The sequence below is a fragment of the Streptomyces bauhiniae genome (assembly GCF_004784475.1).
Taxonomy (GTDB): domain Bacteria; phylum Actinomycetota; class Actinomycetes; order Streptomycetales; family Streptomycetaceae; genus Streptomyces; species Streptomyces seoulensis.
Map to the genome: position 1 here is coordinate 448,953 of NZ_SRRT01000004.1, position 21,991 is coordinate 470,943.

Annotated in this window: 18 protein-coding genes; 7 read left to right on the top strand and 11 right to left on the bottom strand. The window is 68.4% G+C overall.

Annotation, left to right across the window (positions count from 1 at the left end; translation table 11 throughout):
• The first annotated feature begins 40 nt into the window (after positions 1–40).
• Both E5083_RS15910 and E5083_RS15915 read left to right on the top strand, forming a co-directional pair.
• Positions 41–238, top strand: a complete 198-nt coding sequence (locus E5083_RS15910; protein ID WP_031181605.1) for a DUF4236 domain-containing protein — start codon at positions 41–43, stop codon at positions 236–238.
• 83 nt (positions 239–321) lie between these two features.
• Positions 322–1,851: a helix-turn-helix domain-containing protein gene (locus tag E5083_RS15915; RefSeq protein WP_031181604.1), complete on the top strand. Its 1,530-nt coding sequence runs from the start codon at positions 322–324 to the stop codon at positions 1,849–1,851.
• A 52-nt stretch (positions 1,852–1,903) separates the two neighbouring features.
• Here the strand turns inward: E5083_RS15915 and E5083_RS15920 are convergent, their stop codons facing one another.
• On the bottom strand, positions 1,904–3,100 hold the full coding sequence (locus E5083_RS15920; protein ID WP_135786344.1) for an McrC family protein: 1,197 nt from the start codon (positions 3,098–3,100) through the stop codon (positions 1,904–1,906).
• Complete coding sequence (locus E5083_RS15925) at positions 3,097–4,950, bottom strand: DUF4357 domain-containing protein (RefSeq protein WP_135786345.1); 1,854 nt, start codon at positions 4,948–4,950, stop codon at positions 3,097–3,099. The genes E5083_RS15920 and E5083_RS15925 overlap by 4 nt, the downstream gene beginning before the upstream one ends.
• 241 nt (positions 4,951–5,191) lie before the next feature.
• Here E5083_RS15925 and E5083_RS15930 point away from each other — a divergent pair, with 241 nt between their 5' ends.
• Positions 5,192–5,812 carry a hypothetical protein gene (locus E5083_RS15930; protein WP_135786346.1) on the top strand — a complete coding sequence of 207 codons (621 nt, stop codon included), beginning with the start codon at positions 5,192–5,194 and terminating at the stop codon, positions 5,810–5,812.
• Positions 5,813–5,930: 118 nt separating this feature from the next.
• On the opposite strand, the gene E5083_RS15935 is transcribed toward E5083_RS15930, so the two are convergent.
• The 9 genes from E5083_RS15935 to E5083_RS15975 all read right to left on the bottom strand — a co-directional run bounded on the left by E5083_RS15935 (position 5,931) and on the right by E5083_RS15975 (position 15,263).
• The gene (locus E5083_RS15935; RefSeq protein WP_135786347.1) at positions 5,931–6,989 is read right to left on the bottom strand and encodes a hypothetical protein; all 1,059 of its coding nucleotides are present in this window, start codon (positions 6,987–6,989) and stop codon (positions 5,931–5,933) included.
• Positions 6,990–7,060: 71 nt separating this feature from the next.
• Positions 7,061–7,333: a MerR family transcriptional regulator gene (locus E5083_RS15940; RefSeq protein WP_135786348.1), complete on the bottom strand. Its 273-nt coding sequence runs from the start codon at positions 7,331–7,333 to the stop codon at positions 7,061–7,063.
• Entirely contained in the window at positions 7,330–7,899 is a 570-nt protein-coding gene (locus E5083_RS15945) for a hypothetical protein (RefSeq protein WP_244317517.1), read from the bottom strand. Before E5083_RS15945 ends, E5083_RS15940 begins: the two co-directional genes overlap by 4 nt.
• Before the next feature lie 168 nt (positions 7,900–8,067).
• On the bottom strand, positions 8,068–10,089 hold the full coding sequence (locus E5083_RS15950; RefSeq protein WP_244317518.1) for a hypothetical protein: 2,022 nt from the start codon (positions 10,087–10,089) through the stop codon (positions 8,068–8,070).
• On the bottom strand, positions 10,079–10,258 hold the full coding sequence (locus E5083_RS15955) for an S-type pyocin domain-containing protein (RefSeq protein WP_135786350.1): 180 nt from the start codon (positions 10,256–10,258) through the stop codon (positions 10,079–10,081). Before E5083_RS15955 ends, E5083_RS15950 begins: the two co-directional genes overlap by 11 nt.
• A 224-nt stretch (positions 10,259–10,482) precedes the next feature.
• Entirely contained in the window at positions 10,483–11,367 is an 885-nt protein-coding gene (locus E5083_RS15960; RefSeq protein ID WP_135786351.1) for a hypothetical protein, read from the bottom strand.
• On the bottom strand, positions 11,364–13,538 hold the full coding sequence (locus E5083_RS15965) for a hypothetical protein (RefSeq protein ID WP_135786352.1): 2,175 nt from the start codon (positions 13,536–13,538) through the stop codon (positions 11,364–11,366). Before E5083_RS15965 ends, E5083_RS15960 begins: the two co-directional genes overlap by 4 nt.
• Positions 13,535–14,458 (bottom strand): hypothetical protein, encoded by a 924-nt coding sequence (locus E5083_RS15970; protein ID WP_135786353.1) that lies wholly within the window; start codon positions 14,456–14,458, stop codon positions 13,535–13,537. The genes E5083_RS15965 and E5083_RS15970 overlap by 4 nt, the downstream gene beginning before the upstream one ends.
• Before the next feature lie 148 nt (positions 14,459–14,606).
• Complete coding sequence (locus tag E5083_RS15975; RefSeq protein ID WP_135786354.1) at positions 14,607–15,263, bottom strand: Crp/Fnr family transcriptional regulator; 657 nt, start codon at positions 15,261–15,263, stop codon at positions 14,607–14,609.
• 288 nt (positions 15,264–15,551) lie between these two features.
• On the opposite strand from E5083_RS15975, the gene E5083_RS15980 reads away from it, so the two are divergent.
• The 4 genes from E5083_RS15980 (at position 15,552) to E5083_RS15995 (ending at position 21,969) form a co-directional block, all read left to right on the top strand.
• Positions 15,552–17,606: a phosphocholine-specific phospholipase C gene (locus E5083_RS15980; protein ID WP_135786355.1), complete on the top strand. Its 2,055-nt coding sequence runs from the start codon at positions 15,552–15,554 to the stop codon at positions 17,604–17,606.
• A gap of 174 nt (positions 17,607–17,780) precedes the next feature.
• Entirely contained in the window at positions 17,781–20,042 is a 2,262-nt protein-coding gene (locus E5083_RS15985) for a catalase (protein ID WP_135786356.1), read from the top strand.
• 58 nt (positions 20,043–20,100) lie between these two features.
• Entirely contained in the window at positions 20,101–21,072 is a 972-nt protein-coding gene (locus E5083_RS15990; RefSeq protein ID WP_135786357.1) for an LLM class F420-dependent oxidoreductase, read from the top strand.
• Positions 21,073–21,186: 114 nt separating this feature from the next.
• The gene (locus tag E5083_RS15995) at positions 21,187–21,969 is read left to right on the top strand and encodes a hypothetical protein (protein WP_135786358.1); all 783 of its coding nucleotides are present in this window, start codon (positions 21,187–21,189) and stop codon (positions 21,967–21,969) included.
• Positions 21,970–21,991: the final 22 nt, after the last annotated feature.

The window sequence follows — 21,991 nt, forward strand, 5'->3', positions numbered from 1 at the left end:
AGCGCCGCTCAGGAGCGCCGAACAATCGGAGGAGACAGCCATGGGCCTGACGTTCCGCAAGAGCTTCCGCATCCTTCCCGGCGTGCGGCTGAACATCAACCGCCACTCGTGGTCCATCACGACCGGCGGTGGCAAGCACGGTCCCCGTCACACCCACAGCAGCACCGGACGCCGTACGACCTCGATGGACCTGCCGGGTCCATTCGGCTGGCGCAAGACGACGACGAAGAAGCGCTGACCGCCCCGGCGGCCGCTGACCCCGCGTCACCCGAACGGACCCCCCAGGAGGCGCGATCTCATATCTGAGATAGCCTCAACCTCATGTCAGACGACTACCTCGTACGCATCGGCAAGCTCATCCGTGACGCCCGGCAGCACCGTGGCTGGACTCAGGCGCAGCTCGCGGACGCGCTCGGCACCAGCCAGAGCGCGGTCAACCGCATCGAGCGCGGCAACCAGAACATCAGCCTTGAGATGATCGCCCGGATCGGTGAAGCCCTGGACAGCGAGATCGTGTCGCTGGGCTACGCGGGTCCGATGCACCTGCGGGTCGTCGGCGGCCGTCGGCTGTCCGGCGCCATCGACGTCAAGACGAGCAAGAACGCGTGTGTGGCGCTGCTGTGCGCGTCCCTGCTCAACAAGGGCCGTACGGTGCTGCGCCGGGTGGCCCGGATCGAGGAGGTGTACCGCCTGCTGGAGGTCCTGAACTCCATCGGCGTGCGCACCCGCTGGATCAACGACGGCGTCGACCTGGAGCTGGTGCCGCCGGCCGAGCTGGAGATGGACGCGATCGACGCGGAGGCGGCCGTCCGCACCCGCTCGATCATCATGTTCCTCGGCCCGCTGCTGCACCGCATGGACCGCTTCATGCTGCCGTACGCGGGCGGCTGCGACCTCGGTACCCGCACGATCGAGCCGCACATGATCGCGCTGCGCCGGTTCGGCCTGGACATCGCGGCCACCGAGGGCCAGTACCACGCCGTGGTGGACCGCACGGTCCGCCCGGACCGCCCGATCGTACTGACCGAGCGCGGCGACACCGTCACGGAGAACGCGCTGCTGGCGGCGGCCCGCCATGACGGCGTGACCGTCATCCGCAACGCGTCCTCGAACTACATGGTCCAGGACCTCTGCTTCTTCCTGGAGGCCCTGGGTGTACGGGTCGAGGGCATCGGCACCACCACCCTCACCGTGCACGGCGTGCCGAACATCGACATCGATGTCGACTACTCCCCCTCCGAGGACCCGGTCGAGGCGATGAGCCTGGTCGCGGCGGCCGTGGTGACGGAGTCGGAGCTGACGGTGCGCCGGGTGCCGATCGAGTTCCTGGAGATCGAGCTGGCGGTCCTGGAGGAGATGGGCCTCGACCACGACCGCAGCCGCGAGTACTTCGCGGACAACGGCCGCACCCGCCTGGTCGACCTCACGGTCCGCCCCTCCAAGCTGGAGGCGCCGATCGACAAGATCCACCCGATGCCGTTCCCCGGCCTCAACATCGACAACGTCCCCTTCTTCGCGGCCATCGCCGCGGTCGCCCAGGGCCAGACCCTCATCCACGACTGGGTCTACGACAACCGGGCCATCTACCTCACCGACCTCAACCGCCTCGGCGGCCGCCTGCAGTTGCTGGACCCCCACCGCGTCCTGGTCGAGGGCCCGACCCGCTGGCGCGCCGCCGAAATGATGTGCCCCCCCGCCCTCCGCCCCGCCGTCGTCGTCCTCCTGGCCATGATGGCCGCCGAGGGCACGTCGGTCCTCCGCAACGTGTACGTCATCAACCGGGGGTACGAGGATCTGGCGGAGCGGTTGAATTCGATCGGGGCGCAGATCGAGATCTTCCGGGATATCTGAGCGACGCCTGCCGCCGCGCCCGGTTGGACCCTCAGGGTCCAACCGGGCGCGGTCACGCCCGCGCCATACCTGCGGCCAGATCACTCACCGTCTTGAGAAGTGCTGACGGCTCCTGGCCGAGATCGAGAGCGTGCTGGTGGAGCACGATTCCGGAATGGCGGACCGTGTGGCCGACATGCGGCGCGTTGCCCTTCGCGTATATGAGATGCCCGTGCTTCAGTCCCAGGGAGGTGCAGTACGCCAGCATCTGGTATAGGTCGGCGTCGGGATAGCCCTGCGGACTGCCCACCTTGTACTTCGCGTCGGCCACAACCAGCGGATCTCCGGTGTCCCCGTACCAAACGAGATCCGGCCGCATCCGGATGGCGTCACCTTCGTCCAGGCTCACGTTTCTGGCCTGCAGCGTGGGGTGCCCGCCATACGCAGTCAGAGCCTCCCGGAGTGCCACGCAAATGAAGTCCTCGAAGACCTTGTTCATGTCGAAGAGGAAAGCGTTCATCCGCAACGCACCCGGCAGATGCTCGGCCGACGCCCCGTTCAGCACGAGAACCGCCAGATCAAGGGCGTGGTGATAGCGGGCGTTAAGACGGTTCGGCTGCCATCGCGGGATCTCCTGCCCCCTTACCAGTGGGGTAGACTCCGCGAGTCTGGCTCGTTGGCGCAGAAGTCGCGTGCGTACGGCCTGGGGAATGCCGGGGAGGCACAGCAACCGTTCCACTGCGGCCCGCAGGATGCGGTTCTCGGCAATGTCCGAGGTGAACTCGTCGTACTCGATCTCCACCGGCAACGGAGCGCCGAAACGGCGCCGAATCTGCTCGACTTCGCGAAATCGGCCTCGTACAACGAGCGCCGTGCCCTCAGTGGGTCGGTAGCCCTGCAACAGCCCCTGTCGTAGCGCCCGATCGGTCTGCCGCTCCACTGCATGGGCAAAAGCAGGCAGCGCTTCGTCGTGTCCGGCGAGGTCAACCGCTTCATTTCGCCAGCCGTGCGGGTCGAGACTGTAGCCAAGGAGAAACAGCAGACGTCCTATGGGTATTTTGGGTGTGATCCGCAGCCGGACGGCCTCACCTCCGGGGACATCGAGCGACACGGCTCCGACTTTGCTTCCCGCCCGCAGCCGCCACAGCCCCGGCTCGTACGGATCGGGTACGGCGTCCACGATTTTCGAAACGGCCAGGGCTCGGCCTGCCCCGTCTGGGAGGGACACGACTTTCGCCGGAGCGTGTTCGACGAGGTGAACTTCGATCACAGCGCGCCGGAGCCTTCCCCGGCACCCTCCGAGTCCAATGCCCTACGCGCAGCTATGGCCGCCCTCAGCGCCGCCAGCCCGTACCTTTTCTCGATGTCTACGCCATCCCCGAAATGGTGTTCTTCCAGCAAGGGCAGGATCTTTGTCCGCCAGGTACGCTCCAATCCGTTTTCTCGGTAGACGCCGGGTTTCATGAGGTACGACGGCCCGAGCTTGAAATCGGCGTCGCCAATACGGGCGTTGAGTGCGTCCAGCAGGTCAGCTGGCTCGGCATTCTTTCCCTCGCTCTCCAGCCAGCGCCTCAGCAGTCCGCTAGTGGGCTCGGTTCTCGGAGAGAGTTCCACGAAGGCGAACCGCCGTCGCATCGCAGCATCCACCAGCGCGATAGAACGATCCGCAGTATTCATCGTGCCGATCACGAACAGGTTCCGGGGCAGGGCGAAGTCTTCACCTGAGTAGGTCAGCCGGACCGACTTATTGCGGTATTCCAGCAGGAAGTACAGCTCGCCGAATACCTTGGCCAGGTTGGCACGGTTGATTTCGTCGATGATTAGGAAGTGCGGAATGTGCCGGTTGCCCTCCAGGCGGGCAAGGTCGGCGAGCTCCCGCAGTGGGCCGGGGGTCAGCCGGAAGGCGACCTCGCGTGTGTCCGGGTCCTCCCGGGGCCGGAACCCTTCGAAGAAGTCCTCGTAAGCATAGCTGGGATGGAACTGGACCAGCTTCACCTGCTCGGGGCCACCGCCAAGAAATTCGGCAAGTTCCTGTGCGAGATACGTCTTACCCGTCCCAGGCGGCCCGTAGAAGATGAGCTGACGTTCATCCCAGAGCAGGTCCCGCACTTCGCTCAGCCATTCGAGCCTGTCGACGTTCAGCTTCTTGCGCAGCGCCTCGTCGGGATGGGGAAACTTCAGGTCGCGGCGAGCCGCGATGGCCTGAATCGCGACGCTGGAGGTATCGGCGGATTCTTCGGCCGCCTTCTTCAGCTCGTCGTCGGAGAACCAGAGCCCGTCGAGAATGCCCTTCACTACCGTTAGATCGACCAGGTCGTGACCGGTGTTCAGCTTCTGCTGGACATCCTCCGGGAGCTCTTCGAAGGGGTAACCCTCGCTCCACTCCACTGGGCGTCGCAGAACGCTGCGCCCGTCTTCGGTCACCTGCTCGACATTCCCCGTGACCTCACCCACGTACAGCTTGGTACCGGGAAACACACAGACCGTGTCACCGGGTCTCATCCGGGAGAGGAACGCGTGGAATTCGTCGACGAACCGGCCCTTCTGGCTGTAGGGGACTGCGGATTCGTAGTCCTCGTCAACGATGGCACGCAAGTGCTCCTTGCTGATGCCCGGGGCCACCGCCGGCCTCAGCCGATCCGCGGCGAGCGTCACCCGGCCCTGGACAAGCCACGCCTGGTCGGCCGAAGTTGTGCCGGTGAGCGTGGGGTCACGAACCAGCCAAGCACGGTTGGGCCCACCCGATGCCTGTTCCAGGAAGTCGGCCAGCGGCCGACCGTCTGTCGTCTTCCACTCCAGCCAGCCATTGGAACTCCGGCCGAGGAGGATCTCCGCTGCGGCGGACGGCGAATTGCACTGAACGTCACTGATCACCTCGAGCCACCCTGGCCAGGTGGTCGTCTCCTTGATCGTGCCCTCTTCCCTCAACCGCTCCCGCAGTCGGTGGGATGACGGCATCCGCAGCGGGAAGGACGGTACGACTTCGGGGCGAGCCGGCGAACCTGCCAAAACCATCATCTTCTGGCTTCCGTTGGTTCCCTTCTCCGCAAGCAGTCGCCCCCGCGCCGACGGCCCGCCGTGCGGCAGGCGCAGCAGGAACTCCGGGTACTCCTCGACCATCCGTCTCCCTCGATCGCACAGGTCAGTGTCAGGAACTTACGCGAATCAAGGTCCCGGCCGCAGCGCGAGCACGGACCACGGAGCCCGTCCAACTAGTGACCAGAGCCCGGATTGCCCTCTGGAGCGTGCTGCGCCCATGATCTGTTCCGATGAGACACGGCCACGAGGGGGAACAGTGGGAAGTGGAATGACGGTGGCGACGGGGAAGTTGCAGGGGGAGGCTCTGCCGAGGGCACTGGGCATGTCCGTGTCGGAGCTCGTCCAAGCGGTAGGCGGCTTCGAGGGGGGCCCGGCCGAGATGGTTCGGGCCTCAGTACGAACGGCCGAGCGTGCATTCGCCGAACTCGACGCGTGCGACGACGTGATCGACAAGGCCTCGGAGGCCGGCAGGAAAATCGCAGATCGGTTGCGGGTACATCTCTCTGCGGAGTCCGTGGACGCTACTCATGCCGAGTTGGTCAAGCTGGAGAGCGCCGCGACCGAAGTCCGAAACACCGATGAAATCCGCCGCCTTCTGAATCGCGTGCTGGGGCGGGAAGACCGGGGTGCTTTCACATCCCCTGCCGTCGTTCGCCTCACCGTTGACGACCTGCCCAAGCTCCCGTCCGCCTATGCCGAACCCGACGACTACACGGACCTGCTCGCGGTGGCCGGTCGCGAGGAGCAACTGCGACCCCAGTTGAAACGCGTACACGCGGAACGGATTGCTCGCGTGGCCTCGCACCTGGTGACCGTGGTGGAACGAGCCGCGGCAGCCGGTTTCGCCGACAGGCGGTTCGCGGGAGATTCGCTTCGCGAGGCACAGTACGCCTTCACGTTGTGGCAAAGGTGCGTGACCGAGAGCCGACGAGACCTGCACTAGGGGCGGGTGGCTGAAGCCCGACAGCAGGAACGGATGAGCCGTCGGCTCCTTCCGGCCCGGTTTCGGTGTGGGTCGGAAGGAGTCGACGGTGCCCCCGGCATCCGGAGTGTCCGGCGCGTCAGCTCGCCTTCAACTGCACCGCTCGTCCGTGCAGTTCCTCCAGCCGGGTTCCGGTCTCCAAGACGGTCCGGATGGCCTTGATGATGCGTCGGGCCGGTCGGCGCAGTTGGCGGCTGACGGCGGCGCACATCTCGATGATTGTCACCGCCTCGTCGAAGGCGGACGCCGCGGACTGCATCTCGCAGGAAGTCGCCGCGAATTGCTCCAACAGCTCCGCCGCGCCCTCGGGCCATTCGGAGCGTGGCATGTCGGCCACCCACTCCAGGAAGGCCCGGAACGCGCCGAGGCTGGTGTTCATATGCTCCGCGAGCCGCGCGGCCGCCGCCTCCAAGTCGTCGGTCGGTCCGTCGATGGCCTTGGCCAGGCGATTGAGCACGGCCATCTTCGCGCTCGGGGAAGCCCCGGGGTGACTGACACAAGCCATGTCTTCTCCGAACAACCCCATCATTTCGCCGAGATCCGCCAGGGCCGCCTCCATGTCGGCCATGTCATCGGAGAGAGCTTCCAGGTGTGCCTCGGCTTCGATGACGAGTTCGAACAGGCCAGGACCATCCTCTTTCGCCTCAACCACGGTCTGCTGGACGGGCTGGGGAGGAGGGCCGGCCGGCAGCAGAGGCGGCCTGTCCACGCGCAGCACCTCCGCCGCCATCACACTGGTCAGGGTCCGGCAGGCGCTGACCGCGCCGTCGGGATGCGACGGAAACGGGATGCGAGGGGTGGTTCCGGCGTTCGGGAACCGGTCGGATTCCTCCGTGACCTGAACGGTGCACCGGCCGAGGGCATGTCGTACCCCGAGCCCGAAGGACAGCTCCGGATCGGACATGCCGCTGAGGTCCGCGACGACGACATCCACTTCCGTGATCATCCGCAGCAGTTGGTCCGCGGGCAGACCCGCCTCCGCGAGTCGGTCCGCGCGCAGGAACGTGAGCCCGAGCTGGTCGCATGCGGGACGCACGATGTCCTCGTAGAGGACGGTGGACCGATGCTGCTCCTCCGGAAGAGTTCGGTCCGAAGGAGAGGCGATGGTCGTTCTGCCGATGGCGAGGCAGGTGGGCATAGTGCTCCTTCACAGATGGTCTGGTGGGGGCCCTGCCGATGGCCGGGCAGTCGGCAGGGTGACGACAAAGGTCAGTCGAAGAGAGTGAGCGCGATTCCGTCGGCGACCTCGTCGGCGAAGACGGGACGCTCCTCGATGCCCAGCGCACGCAGGAGTTCCACGGTGAGCACCCGATGGCGCCAGCCGACCCGAACCGTCGGGCAGGGGAAAGCACCTTCGGCGACCAGCCGGTAGGCAGTGCCCAGGCACATGCCGAATGCCCTGGCCGCCGTGCGCAGATCGACGCTGACCGGAAGGTTGAAGATCTCGCGGAAGGTGAGAGGTGCCTCGACCCGGTCGGTCATCGGCCCCTCCCCACGCGCCGCAGAGAGATCTTGGCTACCTGGCGGCCCCGGCCCGAGTGGCCGACGCTCGTCGCCGAGTCGGCCACGCCCCAGGCTTGGGCCAGCGCGCCAAGACGTACTCCTTCGACGCGGTGGGCGGGAACCGTGATCCTGACGGTGGCCGAGAGCCCGGGGTGATCCGGAATCGGGTCGTAGTCCGCCTGCCAGAACCCGTCCGCCCCGGTGCCGATGGAGGCACCGGCGCCTTCCACGTCCTCCACGGCCGTCTCCAGGCGCGCAGTCCGCCACACGTCCCAGGCCCGCGAACAGGCCGACCGCAGTACCGCTCCACCCGGGTCGGAGTCATCCACGCCGACTCCCGCCAGCGCCTCCAGGTACCCGGTGACGAGCTCGGACTCGACATCTCCGCGCTCGGCGCGGAAACACCAGGCGATCTTGTAGGCGGTCCGGCGGAGGCCCGGGAGTCCCAGCCATACGACCGCCATCGGCCAGTCGGACCCATCCGCGTCGAAGCGGGAGCGCTCCACGACCTGGCGCCATAGAGCGACACGTGCCGCGGAGTTCACGGAACGGTCGTAGAGCAGTTGCCGAGCCCGCACCAGCGTCAGGGGGACACCTTCCGGTGCCGTTCCGTCGAAGAGGCGTAACGGGGGCGTGGGTTCGCTACGGCCGTACTGACACTCGATGACGGCGAAGATTCCGGGATGAGGGGGAAGTGACATCGGTCCTCCTGATCAATCCGTTTGCGGAGCAGGGGTGTTGTTGCGCCACGCGACCAACGCTTCGGCCGCCTTCTCCTTGCCGGGCAGCGTGTCCGGCCCTCTCTCGACGGCCAGGAGCCAGCGGAGGAACCCGGGCTGCCGGGCGGCAACCAGGCCGGCAAGGAGTTCGCTCAGCGCCTCGGTCCGGTGCTCCGCGCCGCCCGCTTCGGAGCACCAGACGAGGAGGGCATCTCGCATGACCGCGAAGGTGGTCGACTCGTTCAGGGCATGCCCGATGAGCTCGACCGTGCAGGAGGCCGGCTCGGCGTCGGCGAGGATCTGGTCGCTCCACCATGCGAGGTCCATGCTTGCCATCACCGGAAAGGTGAGGGCCGTCAGCAGGTCGGGGACGCCGTCACACTGCGTCCAGTCCCGCATCCTGCGCAGGACGGTGGCCCTGGAACTGGAGTCACCGGCTTCGAAGCGCTGCATCAGCGCCGTCGTGATGATGTCGACGACCGACAGATCGTCCGTGTCTCCGCTGAGCGTCTCCATGAGCCGTTGCAGCAACCGCAGAGCAGCCTCGTCCGTGAGCCGGCCGCAGTCCGCGCGGCAGGTGTACGCCACCGCGTTACGCAGCGATGCCTCTGCCGAGCCGCTCCATTGCTCGAGTTGGGCGGCCGCCACCTTTGCCGCTGCCGAGTTCTGGGCAACCGTTCCCAGACACCATGCGGCCACCTGCGGAGCCTGGGACGACGGAGCTGTCGCCAGCCCGTGCAGGAGTTCCATGGACCGCCCGCCCGTCACCACGGCCATGGTCGCGACCGCCCGTCCGGCCCGTTCGATCTGGTCCGCTTCGTTACCGGGAGCGGCGAGCCAGGTATGCAGGAGGGGCAGGAGATCCGTGTGATCGCGGCAAATGACCTCCCACGCCACCTCGCTCACCGCGGGCCACAGAAAGGACACCGTGTCCGTTGCCCCCTCCCCGGCACACTGCGTGCGGTGAGCGCCGAGCATCCGCAGGGTCTCGGACCAGGGCCGCCGACCCGCATCGCCGGCCGGATGACCGTGCGGACTCGGCCCGACGGGTTCCTCCTCCGTGGCCCCCATCAGCCGCAGCAAGTTGCCGGCCTGCTCCGTCACGACGCTGCGGTCCAGCCCTCCGTAGACACTGATGGAGAGCAGGTAGGAGAGAAGAGAAGGGTCCGCCTGGGCCCGGGCAACGATTTGGGCACCCTCGGCACGGGCCAGACGATGCATGACCTCGGCCTCGGAGTCCCCCGTGACGCTCGACTGAGCCACGACTCTGGCAGCGTGTGCCGCGTGGCGGGGCGGCAGTCCCCCGGGCAGCAGCTCATCGAGTCGGCCCGATCTCAGGGCGGACAGCCACTGTGCGCGCGTCTCGTCGCAGGAGCAGCCGTCCGAGAGGTGAGCGGCGAAGACCTTCTGCGGGTCCGGCGGATGGTGGCGAAGGACCGGCACTCCCAGGTGGTCCTCCACAGCGCCGACCAGCGCCGGGGCATCCGCCAAGACGATGATCAGTCGCGCCCCCGCCTCGGCCAGGGACGCCTCCAGGCGGGAGAGGTCCCAGGCCCGGAGCGCCAAGGGGTCCGGAGGCTCCATCACCAGGTATCCGTGTACGCCGCGAGCGCGCGGCTTCCACCGCGTGAGGTGGACCCCTCCGTCGATCTGGACGAGTACGGGGTTCTCGCTGCCCTGAGCCAGCAGGTTGAGGGCGTGGGTCTCACGCCCGCTCCCCGGCTCTCCGACGAGGACGGTGACAGGGGCGTCCAGGGCGGCACGCGCGCCCTCGAAGCCGGGTGGCGGCACAAACCGCCGTCTGGCCGTCTTGAGGTACGCCGCCCGTACAGGACCTTGCCGCGTCGGCCCGGCGCCCGGGCCGCCCTCCGATCCGGCGGAGACGATCTGCCGTTGATCGCCCGTCACCATGCCGGTGTTGACGGTGCTGTTGGGAGCGACGACCACCATGTCTCGACCGGTCAGGGCTGCCAGCACCGCCTGGAGGTCACCGCCCCGAACGATCTCAGAGGTCACCGTCGGCTCCATCGCCGGAGTAGGCGGACAGGTCGATGGTGGTGACGTGCTGACCACCGTGGACGGTGCCGGTGTTGATGATTCCGCGTTCGGCGTTCAGCACCGTCGTGGGGAGAGCCTGCGTCTCACGACCGACATTGTCCTCGCTACGCTTTTCTTCGGCTCGCATTTCGCCCTTCAATGATCGGGACACCCTCGCTGACCGGGGCGCCTACCTCTTGGACGAATCAAGAGTCCCGCGCATGCCTTCGCCTGTCGGTTCCTCAGGCCCATAAAAAGGGTGACCGCAATCACATTTCATTGACCCGCGAAAGGCCAGACAAAAATGAGCGAGTGTGCCGCCCGAAGACGGCACACTCGCTCATGGGTTCGTTTTTCGACTCTGCCGTGAGGTCAGAGGGGCCCGCCCGGAACCGGCCGTCCGAGCGCGGATATCCGATCGCGCAGAAGATAGGAGATTTCCTTGCGCTCCTGATCGGTCAGTGTGCCCAGCAAACCGGCGAGCTCCTCCTGCCAGTCCGTGCGCGGAGGGCTCAGCAGGTCTTGGTGATCCACCGCCCAGTCCAGCACCTGGCGAACCTGGTCGGGATGCCTGAGCAGCCACAGCGCCGCCAGTGACACCGGTCCCGCCTGGAGCGCCTGGAGGCAGAACTCGTACTCGCCCCGACGGCTGGCGGTCCAGGAATAGCGGACACCCTCGCCTTCCTCCTGGCCGAGGCGCAGTTCCTCGCCGGATTCCCGGAGCCGGACGTCGAACACCCGATAGCTCAGGCCCACCTCCTCCAGGCGTTGTGGCCCGCTGAGGTACTGCATGATCTCCGGCGCCCCCAGCCCGCTGCCGGCCACCGCCTGCGCCTCGGCCAAATGGTGCAGGACGCTCGTGAGGTGGGTGCGCACCACATGCCAACCGTGCACGGTCTTCGTACGCACCACACGCACAGGGTCGTGCACCCACCACGAGACCCACAGGTCCACGGATTCCGTCCCGTACACCGTGGGCAGCCCGACCGCTCTGGTGTCCACGTGCTCGGTCGCGTCGACGCGGAAGGCGTCGGTGTAGTCCCCGCCGAGGCCGGGTGCCGCGGCTTCCTCCGGTACGGACACGTGAGCCCCGGTGTCGTCCGGATCGCCCCGACGGCCCAGCAGGAAGTAGTCTCCGGCCTCGTCCTTGAGTACCAGCGACCAGTCCGTCGCCGAGGACCAGCGGTGGCTGATGATTTCCCGCCAGGGTGGCCTGACGGAACGGTGATAGAGCCGCTCGGCGGCCTCGTCGCTCATGCTGCCTCCCGCCGTTCGCCGGCACGCCACCTGTTGAGCGCATCCCGTGCCGTGTCCAGCCCGGCCCAGCCGTCCGCGCCCGTCTCATCCATTTCCACGAACAACCTGAACTCACCGAACCGCATGGAATTCGCCAAGGCGGAAAACAGATTCTCCACGGCCTGGGACAGCGTTTCGTTCCAACGCCCCCAGTCGGCCCAGCGCAGCAAGGCCGCACAGGTACCGTCGAATGAGCTTTCCGTGTTCAGCGCGCGGCGAATGATCTCAACGATCATTGTCGCCTCGTGAGTTCGATTCGCGAGTTTCCCCATGAACCACTGCGGGTACTGCAAAAGCTGGCCGAACACCGAGAGAACCTGCTCCGCGTCGCATTGCTCTGCGCCCAGCCATTCAAGAAGCTGACCGAACACCTTCGCTTCGTTTCCGGCCTGGAACAGGCTCACGATCGCCACCCGCAAGGCCAGCAGAACCCGGCCGTCGTCACCGTGGCCCTCCCGGTCGGGACGGTCCCGTGCGCCGAGGAGGAGGGTGTGGAGCAGACGCAGTGCCAGGTCCGGACGTGAGAGCCCGAAGTCCGCACCGCACGCGTACGCAACCGTGGTCCTCAGGCGGAAGTCGGCCGCCAGGCTCCATCGCTGGAGGCGGTACCGCACCTCCGCGACCAGCACGGGGTCCTCGGCCGCGATACCCAGTGCGTTCGCCGCGACGAGGCGGCTGGTCACGCGATCCGACTCGGCGAGAGCCTGAACGTGCCGCAAGGCACGCCGTCCGCCTCCCCAGCTCGCCGCCCTGCCCATGACCTCACCCACCGACCGGGTCAGCTCGCCGGAGCGGTTCACTTCCCGCAGCCACTCCACGAGGAGTTCCGACAACTGGCCGTACTCACGCCACACGTGCCTGAGCACTGCTTCGGCCTGCCGGTGTCTGACGAACACGACCGCTTCGACGCTGTGCGCGTAGGCCCCTTCCGTGCGAATCTCGCGTTCCTGCCGGACGGCACGGACGGCGTGCAGCAGTTCCGTCATCGACCGCCGGAAGACGAAGTCCGGATTCGGGCGCTCGGCCTTCTCGGCTCCCTGCGCGTCCGACGCCGGCAGCACGGCCTTCAGGCGGTCTTGCGACAGCCTCAGCAGCCGGTCCGCTTCCTCCCTGACGAGCCGGTGGTCCGCCCCCTCGTACACGCAGACCGCCAGCAAGAAGGCCAGGACGTCCGGATCGCCGCCGAGCTTCGCCAGGAGTTCCGGTACTTCCCGCTCGGCTCGATAGCTCAGCCGGGCAGCGAGGTCACCGAGGGCGTTCGGGTCACCGTCGGCCGTGACGATGGCCGTCACCAACTCCACCACTTCGGCCGGGACCAGCTCGGGCACCAGCAGGTCGCCCAGGTTGTGCCGCGGGTTCAGCGCCGAAAGCAGACGCTCCCGCTCCCGCTGTTCCGGCACCATCTGCTCGAAGTGGCTTCCGAAGACCCGGGCGGGCGACGGCGGCACGCACACGGTGGGGCTCACGTGGAGGTCCTGTTCGAGACGCCGCAGCAGGGCCGCGTCATCAGGCAGCACGACCACCATCCGAGCATCGGCCTTGGTCAACAGCGAGCGCACATGTCCGAGGACGCCGGGACCGATGGGCCGGGACGGGAACAGACCGTCCATCAGGTAACCCCGCGCCGAGGCGTCGGTGGGCTGCCAGCGGTCCAGTTCGGTGACGCTGTCCAGCGCGCGCAGCGGGGCGCCTTCCCCACAGCTCTTGCGCAAGAGGTTGAACGCCGCGGTACGACGGCCGGTTCCGGGCCGCCCGGCCAGGAAGAGCGGGCCTTTCTCAAGCTTGGCGAGAGCCGAGCCGAACCAGTCGGGCTGCGCGAACCCGAAAGCGGCGGCCCGAACCTCCGACTGTGGGATCGGTCCCTCGCGCACCCTGCCTTCTCGCGGCCTCCGCCGCTCATTCGCGGTGCTGTTGTGCACTCGTTGACCACCGTGGACGGCGCCCGCGTTGATGTTTCCGTTCGGGGCGTACACGAAGGAGCCCGCCAGCCTCGCCGGGCCGCCGAGAGCGTCGATCAACTCGGAGATGTCAGGCTCGGTCTCCGGACTGGGCGGCTCCTCTTCCGGCGGTTCCGACACGTCCGAGGTGAGGCCGGGCAGCTCCGCGGGCGACGCCCCTTCCTCCGGCGTCACTGTCGCCCCTGGTACTTGTCGCCGCGGACCTGGTCTCCCTGGAAACCCCGGACACGGTCGGCCTTGTTGCCTTCCACGTGATCCCCCGTGACGTGGTGATTGCGCACGCTCTGGCCCCCATGGACCGTGCCGGTGTTGATGTTTCCGTTGGGCGCGCTGTTCCTCGTACTCCGGCCCTGTGAGCCCTCGGCCTGGAGGGGACGGCCGACTTCCCTGGCGGGCTCCTGAGAGGTGCCGGCCCTCGCGGGTTCCTCGTACAAGGGTCCTGAGGGCTGAGGAACGTAGATCCAGGCCCGCTGGAAGAACTGCTTCCCTTCGACGGTCGCCGCGGCCTCCACGAAGTGGTCGGCATGGCGCCCGGTGTATCCGCTGGCGACCGTGTCCTCGTAGCACCGGTCGGAGAGGATGGCCGCGACGTGCGTGATGCTCTCCTTGTGCGAGGCGAGCACGGCCTTGACGGGGTGGGAGTCGAGGAGGCGGTGCGTGTCGTTGCGTGGCGTGCCGTTGCCGCCGAACTCGTCACCGGTGTCGGGCAGTGGACCGATGTGCAGGCTGGCCCGGAGCCGGATGGGAACCGCCCCGTGCGACAGGACGTTGTAGTCCGTCAGCACGTCCTGAAGCGTGAGCAGCAGGGGGTGGATCACAAAGGGCATCCGTGTGGGGTCGAACCCGAAGACGTAACCGTCGCCCGTCGTTGCGGGAAACCTGCGGTCGTCCCAGAGATCCCGAAGTCCCGCCCTGGCCAGTGCCGTCTTGAGGAGCGCGGGTACGGCACGACTGACGGCTTCGTGCTGGATGGCCGGGCGCCCCGTGAAATCCTTCGCGTCCACCGCGAGGATGCCCCGATAGGGAGGCAGCGGGCGGCTGTGGGTGTACGGAGCGGTGATCCGCTCGGGCAGTTCGCTGTCGGACTCGCGCATGTCACTCCTCTGTGAAGCCTGCCCGGCCTCTCGGAGACCGGGCAGGAACGCTCGAACGTGCGGTGTCGCGCATGCCGAGCCTCACAGGGAACGCGGAAGTGTTCGGTTCCGCAGGCCCATAAAACGAGTGACGCGGGCCACACTGCGCTCAGGTGGCGTCGCGGTCACTGATCGCTTTGCGCAGCCCTGCCACGCTGATCACTTCGATCCGGCTTCTGCCGGCTCGCACCGTGCCCGGCCCAAGCTGTTCCAGCGCTTTACTGACCGCCTTGCGTCCGACGCCGATGTGCTCCCCCAGCTCTTCCCGGATGAGCGAGAAGGAGCTCTCTCCACCGGAGACCTCGACGAGCCGCAACAGGGTCATGGCGAGCCGCTCGTGCACGGCACCGTCATGAATCTCGGTCTGCTCCCGCAGGCGATGGGAGGCCATCACCGCCAGGCGATCGGCGAGCTGATGGTCCCGCACGAAGCGCCGAAAGTCATCCGCGAACACAATGGACGCTTTGCATTTGCTCATGGCCCATACGTACGCCAGCCGCTCACCTCCGCACTGGAGCGCCATCTCACCCAGGACCTCGCCCGGCCCACGGAAGGCAAGCAGGCGCCGCTTGCCGTCCCGGTCGGTTCGAACGACCTTCACCAGCCCTTCCTCCAGCGCGAGTACGTGAGTTCCGCTACCTCCCTGCTCCAGCAGCGCTTCCCCCGGCAGGTAGGTCTGCGGGGTGCGAGACGTCAGTTCAGTCCACTCCTCGTGCGACACCAACGCACGCAGGGACGACACCGAAGGGATGCGATCTTCGCTCATGCGATCACGTTAAGAGTGGATCGCATCCCGTCAGTACGGAATTCCACAATCCGCACCCGCCGAGCGGGGAAAGAGGCCGAAAGTCTTCCCTTCGGCGAAATCACGTCCACGACGGCCGCCCCCGCGTGCCGGCCGGCGCCGGTCGGCCCCACCGATGTGTCGCATCTTCAGCCGACCCCACTCCGGCCCTTGACACGAAGAGGCGACTGCACTGCACTGTTCAGCTCTCGCGGCAATTCGAGAAAACGTCCGCCCGAGAACGGTGCATGAATTCAAGGAGAATATTCCGTGCCCGATGTCAGTCGTCGTAGGTTTTTGCAGATTGCCGCCGGAAGCGCGGCTGCCACGCAGTTGTCCGAAGGGATCGCGCGGGCGGCGAGTATCGCGCCCGCGGTGAAGAGCGGGACGATCGCCGACGTCGAGCATGTCGTCGTGCTGATGCAGGAGAACCGGTCGTTCGACCATTACTTCGGGACGTTGCGGGGGGTGCGGGGGTTCGGGGACGCGCGGCCGGTCGGGCTGGCGTCGGGGAAGAGTGTGTTTCATCAGGTCGACGGGGCGGGGCGGGAGACGTTGCCGTTCCGGCCGGATGCCGACCGGCTGGGGATGCAGTTCATCCAGGATCTGGATCACAGTTGGGCGGGGACGCACGCGGCGTTCAACGGGGGGCTCTACGACAAGTGGATTCCCGCCAAGTCCACGACGACGATGGCTTATCTGACACGCGCGGACATTCCGTACCATTACGCGCTCGCGGACGCGTTCACGGTGTGCGACGCGTACCACTGCTCGATGCTGAGTTCCACCGACCCGAACCGTTACTACATGTACACCGGTTATTCCGGTAACGACGGCAAGGGCGGCGGGCCGGTGCTCGGGAATGAGGAGGCCGGGTATTCCTGGACGACCTTCCCGGAGATACTCCAGCAGGCGGGCGTCTCCTGGAAGGTGTACCAGGACACCGGCACCGGACTGGACGCGGCCGGCGGCTGGGGCTGGACCAGCGACGCGTTCATCGGCAACTACGGCGACAACTCCCTGCTGTACTTCGACCAGTACCGCAACGCCAAGCCCGGCGACCCCCTCTACGACCGCGCCCGCACCGGCACCAAGGCGGCCAGCGGCGACGGCTACTTCGACCGTCTGCGCGCCGACGTGGCCGCCGGGACCCTCCCCCAGGTCTCCTGGATCGCCGCCCCCGAAGCCTTCAGCGAACACCCCAACTGGCCCGCCAATTACGGCGCTTGGTACATCTCGCAGGTCCTGGACGCGCTCACCTCCAACCCGGACGTCTGGAGCCGCACCGCCCTGCTGCTGACCTACGACGAGAACGACGGCTTCTTCGACCACGTCGTACCGCCCTTCCCGCCCGCCTCCGCCGCGCGCGGGCTGTCCACCGCCGATGTGACGACGGAGCTGTACGGCGGCTCGTCCGGGTACGCGGCCGGACCGTACGGGCTCGGCCCGCGCGTGCCGATGCTGGTCATCTCGCCCTGGAGCACCGGGGGTTGGGTCTGTTCGCAGACCTTCGACCACACCTCGATCGTGCAGTTCATCGAGAAGCGGTTCGGGGTGCGCAACCCCCATGTCTCCCCCTGGCGGCGCGCGGTGTGCGGGGACCTCACCTCGGCCTTCGACTTCTCCCGCGGCAACACCGCCGCGCCCGGCCTGCCCGACACCAGCGGGTACCGGCCGCCCGACCACACCAACCCCGGCAACTACGTGCCCAAGCCCCCGGCGGCCGGCGCGCTGCCCAAGCAGGAGCGCGGGACACGGAGCGCGCGGGCGCTGCCGTACGACCTGGCCGTGGACACCAAGGCGGTCGGCGGACGGATGCAGTTCACGTTCGCCGCGCTCGGTGCCGCCGGGGCCGCCTTCCATGTCACCTCGGCCACCCGCACCGACGGGCCCTGGCCGTACACCGTCGAGTCCGGCAAGAGCCTGACCGACAGTTGGGCACTGCCGGGCACCCGGTACGACTTCTCCGTGTACGGTCCCAACGGCTTCCTGCGCCGGCAGGCCGGCACCAACTCCGCCGTCGGCCCCGAGGTCACCGCCCGGCACGACAACTCGGCCGGGCAGGTCACCCTGACCTTCACCAACGCGGGCAGCGCCGCCGTCACCTTCACGGCCACCGACGCCTACGCCCCGGCCCAGCACTACACGTACACCGTCCAGCCCGGCGCCTCCCGCGCCGTCAAGGGGTGGGGCGTGGCCGCCGGGAACCGCTGGTACGACGTCACGGTCACCGCGAGCGGCGACTCCGCCTTCGTACGCCGCTTCGCCGGGCACGTCGAGACGGGCGCCCCCGGCACGAGCGACCCGGCGACCGCCACGGTGTGATCACCCGGGCTGCCGGCCCGCAAAAGGCCAGGAGCCGCCGAGCTTGCTGTGACCACTCGGGTTTGCCCGATTGCGCAGAGCCGCCCCGCTCGGCAGCCCCGCCGCGTGTGGGTCCCCCGCCCCTGGATACTCGGCCGTACGGACCACCTCACGCCCCTTCCCAGGGAGGTCGCCATGCAGGACAGGAACGACATGCCGGACGAGGGGAAGCCCACGGCTCCCCAGGGCCAGGAGGCCCGGTCCGCCGGTGACGTCCTGAGCGGGCCCGGCGTCGACAACCCGTCCGTGGCCGAACCGACCGAGCCCAGGGAGCCGGCGCCCGCCAAGCCCGACCAGGAGGCCCCGGCCACGGTGAGCCCCACCGGGCGGCCGAGCGGCGCCGGGCCGGAGCTGCGCGAGCAGGACGGCGAGTGGCTGACCACGGCCCAGGGCAACCGGCTGTACGACACCGACCACTCGCTGAAGTCGGGTGCGCGCGGTCCCGTACTCCTCCAGGACCACCATCTGCGGGAGAAGATCACCCACTTCGACCACGAGCGGATTCCGGAGCGCGTGGTGCACGCCCGGGGCGCGGCCGCGCACGGCGTGTTCGAGGGGTACGGCAATGCGGCCGAGGTGACCCGGGCCGGGTTCCTGAAGGCCGGGGTCGAGACGCCGGTGTTCGTGCGCTTCTCCACGGTGCTCGGCTCGCGCGGCTCGGCGGACACGGTCCGGGACACCCGCGGGTTCGCCACGAAGTTCTACACCGACGAGGGCACCTTCGACCTGGTGGGGAACAACATCCCGGTCTTCTTCATCCAGGACGCCATCAAGTTCCCCGACGTCATCCACGCGGGCAAGCCGCAGCCGGACCGGGAGATCCCGCAGGCGCAGAGCGCGCACGACACGTTCTGGGACTTCGTGACGCTGCACACCGAGGCCACCCACCACACCCTGTGGAACATGTCCGACCGGGGTCTGCCGCGCTCCTTCCGGATGATGGAGGGCTTCGGTATCCACACCTTCCGGCTGGTGAACGCCGAGGGCGGGACCACGCTGGCCAAATTCCACTGGAAGCCCAAGCTGGGCGTGCACTCCCTGCTGTGGGAGGAGGCGCAGCTGCTGGGCGGGCTCGACCCGGACTTCCACCGGCGCGATCTGGCCGACGCCATCGAGGCGGGCGCCTTCCCGCAGTGGGAGCTGGGCATCCAGACCTTCCCCGACACCCCCGACCAGACCTTCGAGGGCATCGACCTGCTGGACCCGACCAATCTGGTCCCGGAGGAGCTGGCCCCGGTGCAGCCGATCGGGCTGCTCACGCTCAACGCCAACCCGACCAACTACTTCGCGGAGACCGAGCAGGTCGCCTTCCACCCCGGACATCTGGTGCCCGGCATCGACGTCACCGACGACCCGCTGCTGACCGGGCGGCTGTTCTCCTACCTGGACACCCAGATCAGCCGGCTGGGCGGCCCCAACTTCGCGCAGATCCCTATCAACCGCACCCACGCGCCGGTCAACGACATGCTGCGGGACGGCATGCACCAGACCGCCGTGCACGCGGGTGTCGCGGCCTACCGGCCCAACTCCCTGGACGGCGGCTGCCCGTTCCTCGCGGGCGCGGACGACAACCCGTACGTGGAGGCGCCGGTGACGGTGCCCGAGGCGTCGAAGGTGCGCGAGGCGCCGGAGACCTTCGCGGACCACTTCACCCAGCCGCGCCGCTTCTGGCGCAGCATGAGCCCGGTGGAGCGCGAACACATCGTGGCGGCCTACACGTTCGAGCTGGGCAAGTGCTACGAGCAGGCCATCAAGGAGCGCGGGCTGCAGGTGCTGGCCAACATCGACCCGGACCTGTGCGCGCCGGTGGCGGCCGGGCTCGGGCTGCCCGCGCCGGAGCCGACGGTGCCGATCGAGGACGTCGACCCCTCCCCCGCGCTGTCCCAGCTGGGCGACAGCTGGCCGCCGGAGGGCCGGGTGGTGGGCATCGTCACGGACGCCGACGCCGATCTCGACGCGGTGCGCGGGGTGCAGCGGGACCTGCTGTCGGCCGGTCTGGTGCCGCTGATCGTGGCGCCGACCGGGGGCACGCTGGGCGACGGCGACGGCACGGTGGACGTGCAGCGCAGCTACGCCACCGCCCGCTCGCCGGAGTTCGACGCGCTGCTGGTCGCGGGCTCGGTCGCGCGCGGCGACGACGCGTACGGCGCGCGGGACGCCCGGGCGGCGGGAGACGGCGCGGCCGATCCGCGGATGGTGCTGATGCTGGACGAGGCGTTCCGGCACGGCAAGGCGCTGGGCGCGTGGCCGGGCGCGGAGGATGCGCTCAGGACGGCGGGCATCCCGGTGGACGCGCCCGGTGTGGTGACCGGGGGCAGCGGCGCGGAGATCCTGGACGAGCTGACCACGCTGCTGACCGAGCACCGGGTCTGGGACCGGTTCCCGCCGGCCCAGTGAGCGCGGGGCGAGAACAGCCGGGCTGTTTTCGCCCCGTCAGAAGGGGGACTCGTGGCTCATGGTGCGAATCGGATACACGATGATGACCGAGCAGACCGGGCCGCGTGAGCTGGTCGAGCATGTCGTGCGGGCCGAGGAGGCGGGGTTCGACTTCTCCGTGACGTCGGACCACTACTCCCCCTGGCTGCGCTCGCAGGGCCATGCCCCGTACGCGTGGAGCGTCCTCGGCGCGGCCGCGCAGGCCACGTCGCGGATACCGCTGATGACGTACGTGACCTGTCCGACCTTCCGCTATCACCCGGCGGTGGTGGCGCAGAAGGCGGCGACCCTGCAACTGCTGTCCGAGGGCCGCTTCCGGCTCGGGCTGGGCTCCGGGGAGAACCTCAACGAACATGTGGTGGGCCAGGGGTGGCCCGCGGTGGACGTGCGGCACGAGATGCTGGAAGAGGCGGTGGAGATCATCCACGCCCTGTTCGAGGGCGGCCACGTCACCTACCACGGCAAGCACTACGACGTGGAGTCGGCCAAGTTGTGGGACGTGCCCGAGCCCGCGCCGCCCATCGGCATCGCCGTCTCGGGCGAGCAGTCCTGTGCGCTGGCCGGGCATCTCGCCGACCTGGTCATCGCCACCGAGCCGAAGAAGGACCTGCTGGAGTCGTTCGAGCGGCACGGCGGCACGGGCAGGCCCAGCGTGGGCCAGCTCCCGGTCAGTTTCGACACCGACCGGGACGCCGCGATCCGGCGCGCGCACGACCAGTTCCGCTGGTTCGGCCTGGGCTGGAAGGTCAACTCCGAGCTGCCGGGCCCGGATTCCTTCGACCAGGCGACCCAGTTCGTCACCGAGGACGACGTGGCCTCCGCCATCCCGTGCGGCGACGACCCGGAAGCCTTCGTGGAGGCCGTACGGCCTTATGTGGACGCCGGGTTCACCGAGGTGGCCCTGGTCCAGATCGGCGGCCCGACCCAGCCGGCCTTCATCGACTGGTCGGAGAAGACGCTGCTGCCCGCGCTGCGCAACGCCTTCAACTAAAGCGGCGGCTCGATCCGTACGGCGCCAACCCCTCGGCGCCAGGGGGCAGTTTGCCGTCATCGTCCGCTGAGCAGTAACAGACAGCGGACGGTGACGGCAGCCTTTGGGGGGCGCATGGCGTACGTGATCGTGGTGCTGTGCGCGGCGGCGCTGGCCGGCTGGGCGGTGCACGTACGGGCGCGGAGGTTCCCGGGCAGCCTCGCCCTGGCGGTCCTGCCGAGACATGCCGAGGACCGGCGTCCGCTGGCCCAGGCGCGGGCGAACGTACGCAGCCTGGAGCAGATCGCCCACTCGGAGGAGTCCGCCGCGCGGACCGAGGTGGCCCGGCAGGAGCAGAAGCGCGAGGAGGACCTGCGTACCGCCGCGCGGCGGGTCGCCTCGCTGGAGAAGCCGGGGCGGGGCAAGCGGCTGGACGCACTGGGCGAACTCACCTTGTACGAGCACGTGTTGGTGAAGCGCACCACCAATGGCGCGACGCGCACCCTGCAGTTGGCCGAGCGCCGGGTCAGGATCGAGTCCGGCGACAGCGCCTACTACCTCTACGTCCTGGAGGCCGACGGCACCCCCGAGCGGACCAACTACCCGCGCCGCACCGGCGAGGGCGAGGAGGCGAAGGGGTTCACCGAGGACCGGGTGCGGGACTTCGCCGACGCGGTGCAGCGCGCGGTGGCCAAGGAGAACACCTTCCGCACCACCCTGCCGGAGCAGCTGAAGCAGGCCCAGCACGACCGCGAGCTGCTGGAGCAGGACACCGAGGCGCTGGACCGGGCCCGCAAGCGGCACGCCGAGATCCAGGCCCGCAACAAGGACAACCCCCGTCTGGCCGAGGCCCGCGCCGAGCTGGAGGCGGCCCGGCTGGAGTGGCGGCGGCACACCGGGCGGATGCCTCCGCCGTAGCCCGCCGCCGCCGGCCCAGGGG

What these genes read in the sequence shown, in the direction of transcription:
- E5083_RS15930 (WP_135786346.1), top strand. Translation starts at nt 5,192, where the DNA reads ATGTCCGTGTCGGAGCTCGTCCAAGCGGTAGGCGGCTTCGAGGGGGGC.
- E5083_RS15990 (WP_135786357.1), top strand. Translation starts at nt 20,101, where the DNA reads ATGGTGCGAATCGGATACACGATGATGACCGAGCAGACCGGGCCGCGT.
- E5083_RS15970 (WP_135786353.1), bottom strand. Translation starts at nt 14,458, where the DNA reads ATGCGCGAGTCCGACAGCGAACTGCCCGAGCGGATCACCGCTCCGTAC.
- E5083_RS15985 (WP_135786356.1), top strand. Translation starts at nt 17,781, where the DNA reads ATGCAGGACAGGAACGACATGCCGGACGAGGGGAAGCCCACGGCTCCC.
- E5083_RS15935 (WP_135786347.1), bottom strand. Translation starts at nt 6,989, where the DNA reads ATGCCCACCTGCCTCGCCATCGGCAGAACGACCATCGCCTCTCCTTCG.
- E5083_RS15940 (WP_135786348.1), bottom strand. Translation starts at nt 7,333, where the DNA reads ATGACCGACCGGGTCGAGGCACCTCTCACCTTCCGCGAGATCTTCAAC.
- E5083_RS15925 (WP_135786345.1), bottom strand. Translation starts at nt 4,950, where the DNA reads ATGGTCGAGGAGTACCCGGAGTTCCTGCTGCGCCTGCCGCACGGCGGG.
- E5083_RS15960 (WP_135786351.1), bottom strand. Translation starts at nt 11,367, where the DNA reads ATGAGCGACGAGGCCGCCGAGCGGCTCTATCACCGTTCCGTCAGGCCA.
- E5083_RS15995 (WP_135786358.1), top strand. Translation starts at nt 21,187, where the DNA reads ATGGCGTACGTGATCGTGGTGCTGTGCGCGGCGGCGCTGGCCGGCTGG.
- E5083_RS15910 (WP_031181605.1), top strand. Translation starts at nt 41, where the DNA reads ATGGGCCTGACGTTCCGCAAGAGCTTCCGCATCCTTCCCGGCGTGCGG.
- E5083_RS15955 (WP_135786350.1), bottom strand. Translation starts at nt 10,258, where the DNA reads ATGCGAGCCGAAGAAAAGCGTAGCGAGGACAATGTCGGTCGTGAGACG.
- E5083_RS15915 (WP_031181604.1), top strand. Translation starts at nt 322, where the DNA reads ATGTCAGACGACTACCTCGTACGCATCGGCAAGCTCATCCGTGACGCC.
- E5083_RS15975 (WP_135786354.1), bottom strand. Translation starts at nt 15,263, where the DNA reads ATGAGCGAAGATCGCATCCCTTCGGTGTCGTCCCTGCGTGCGTTGGTG.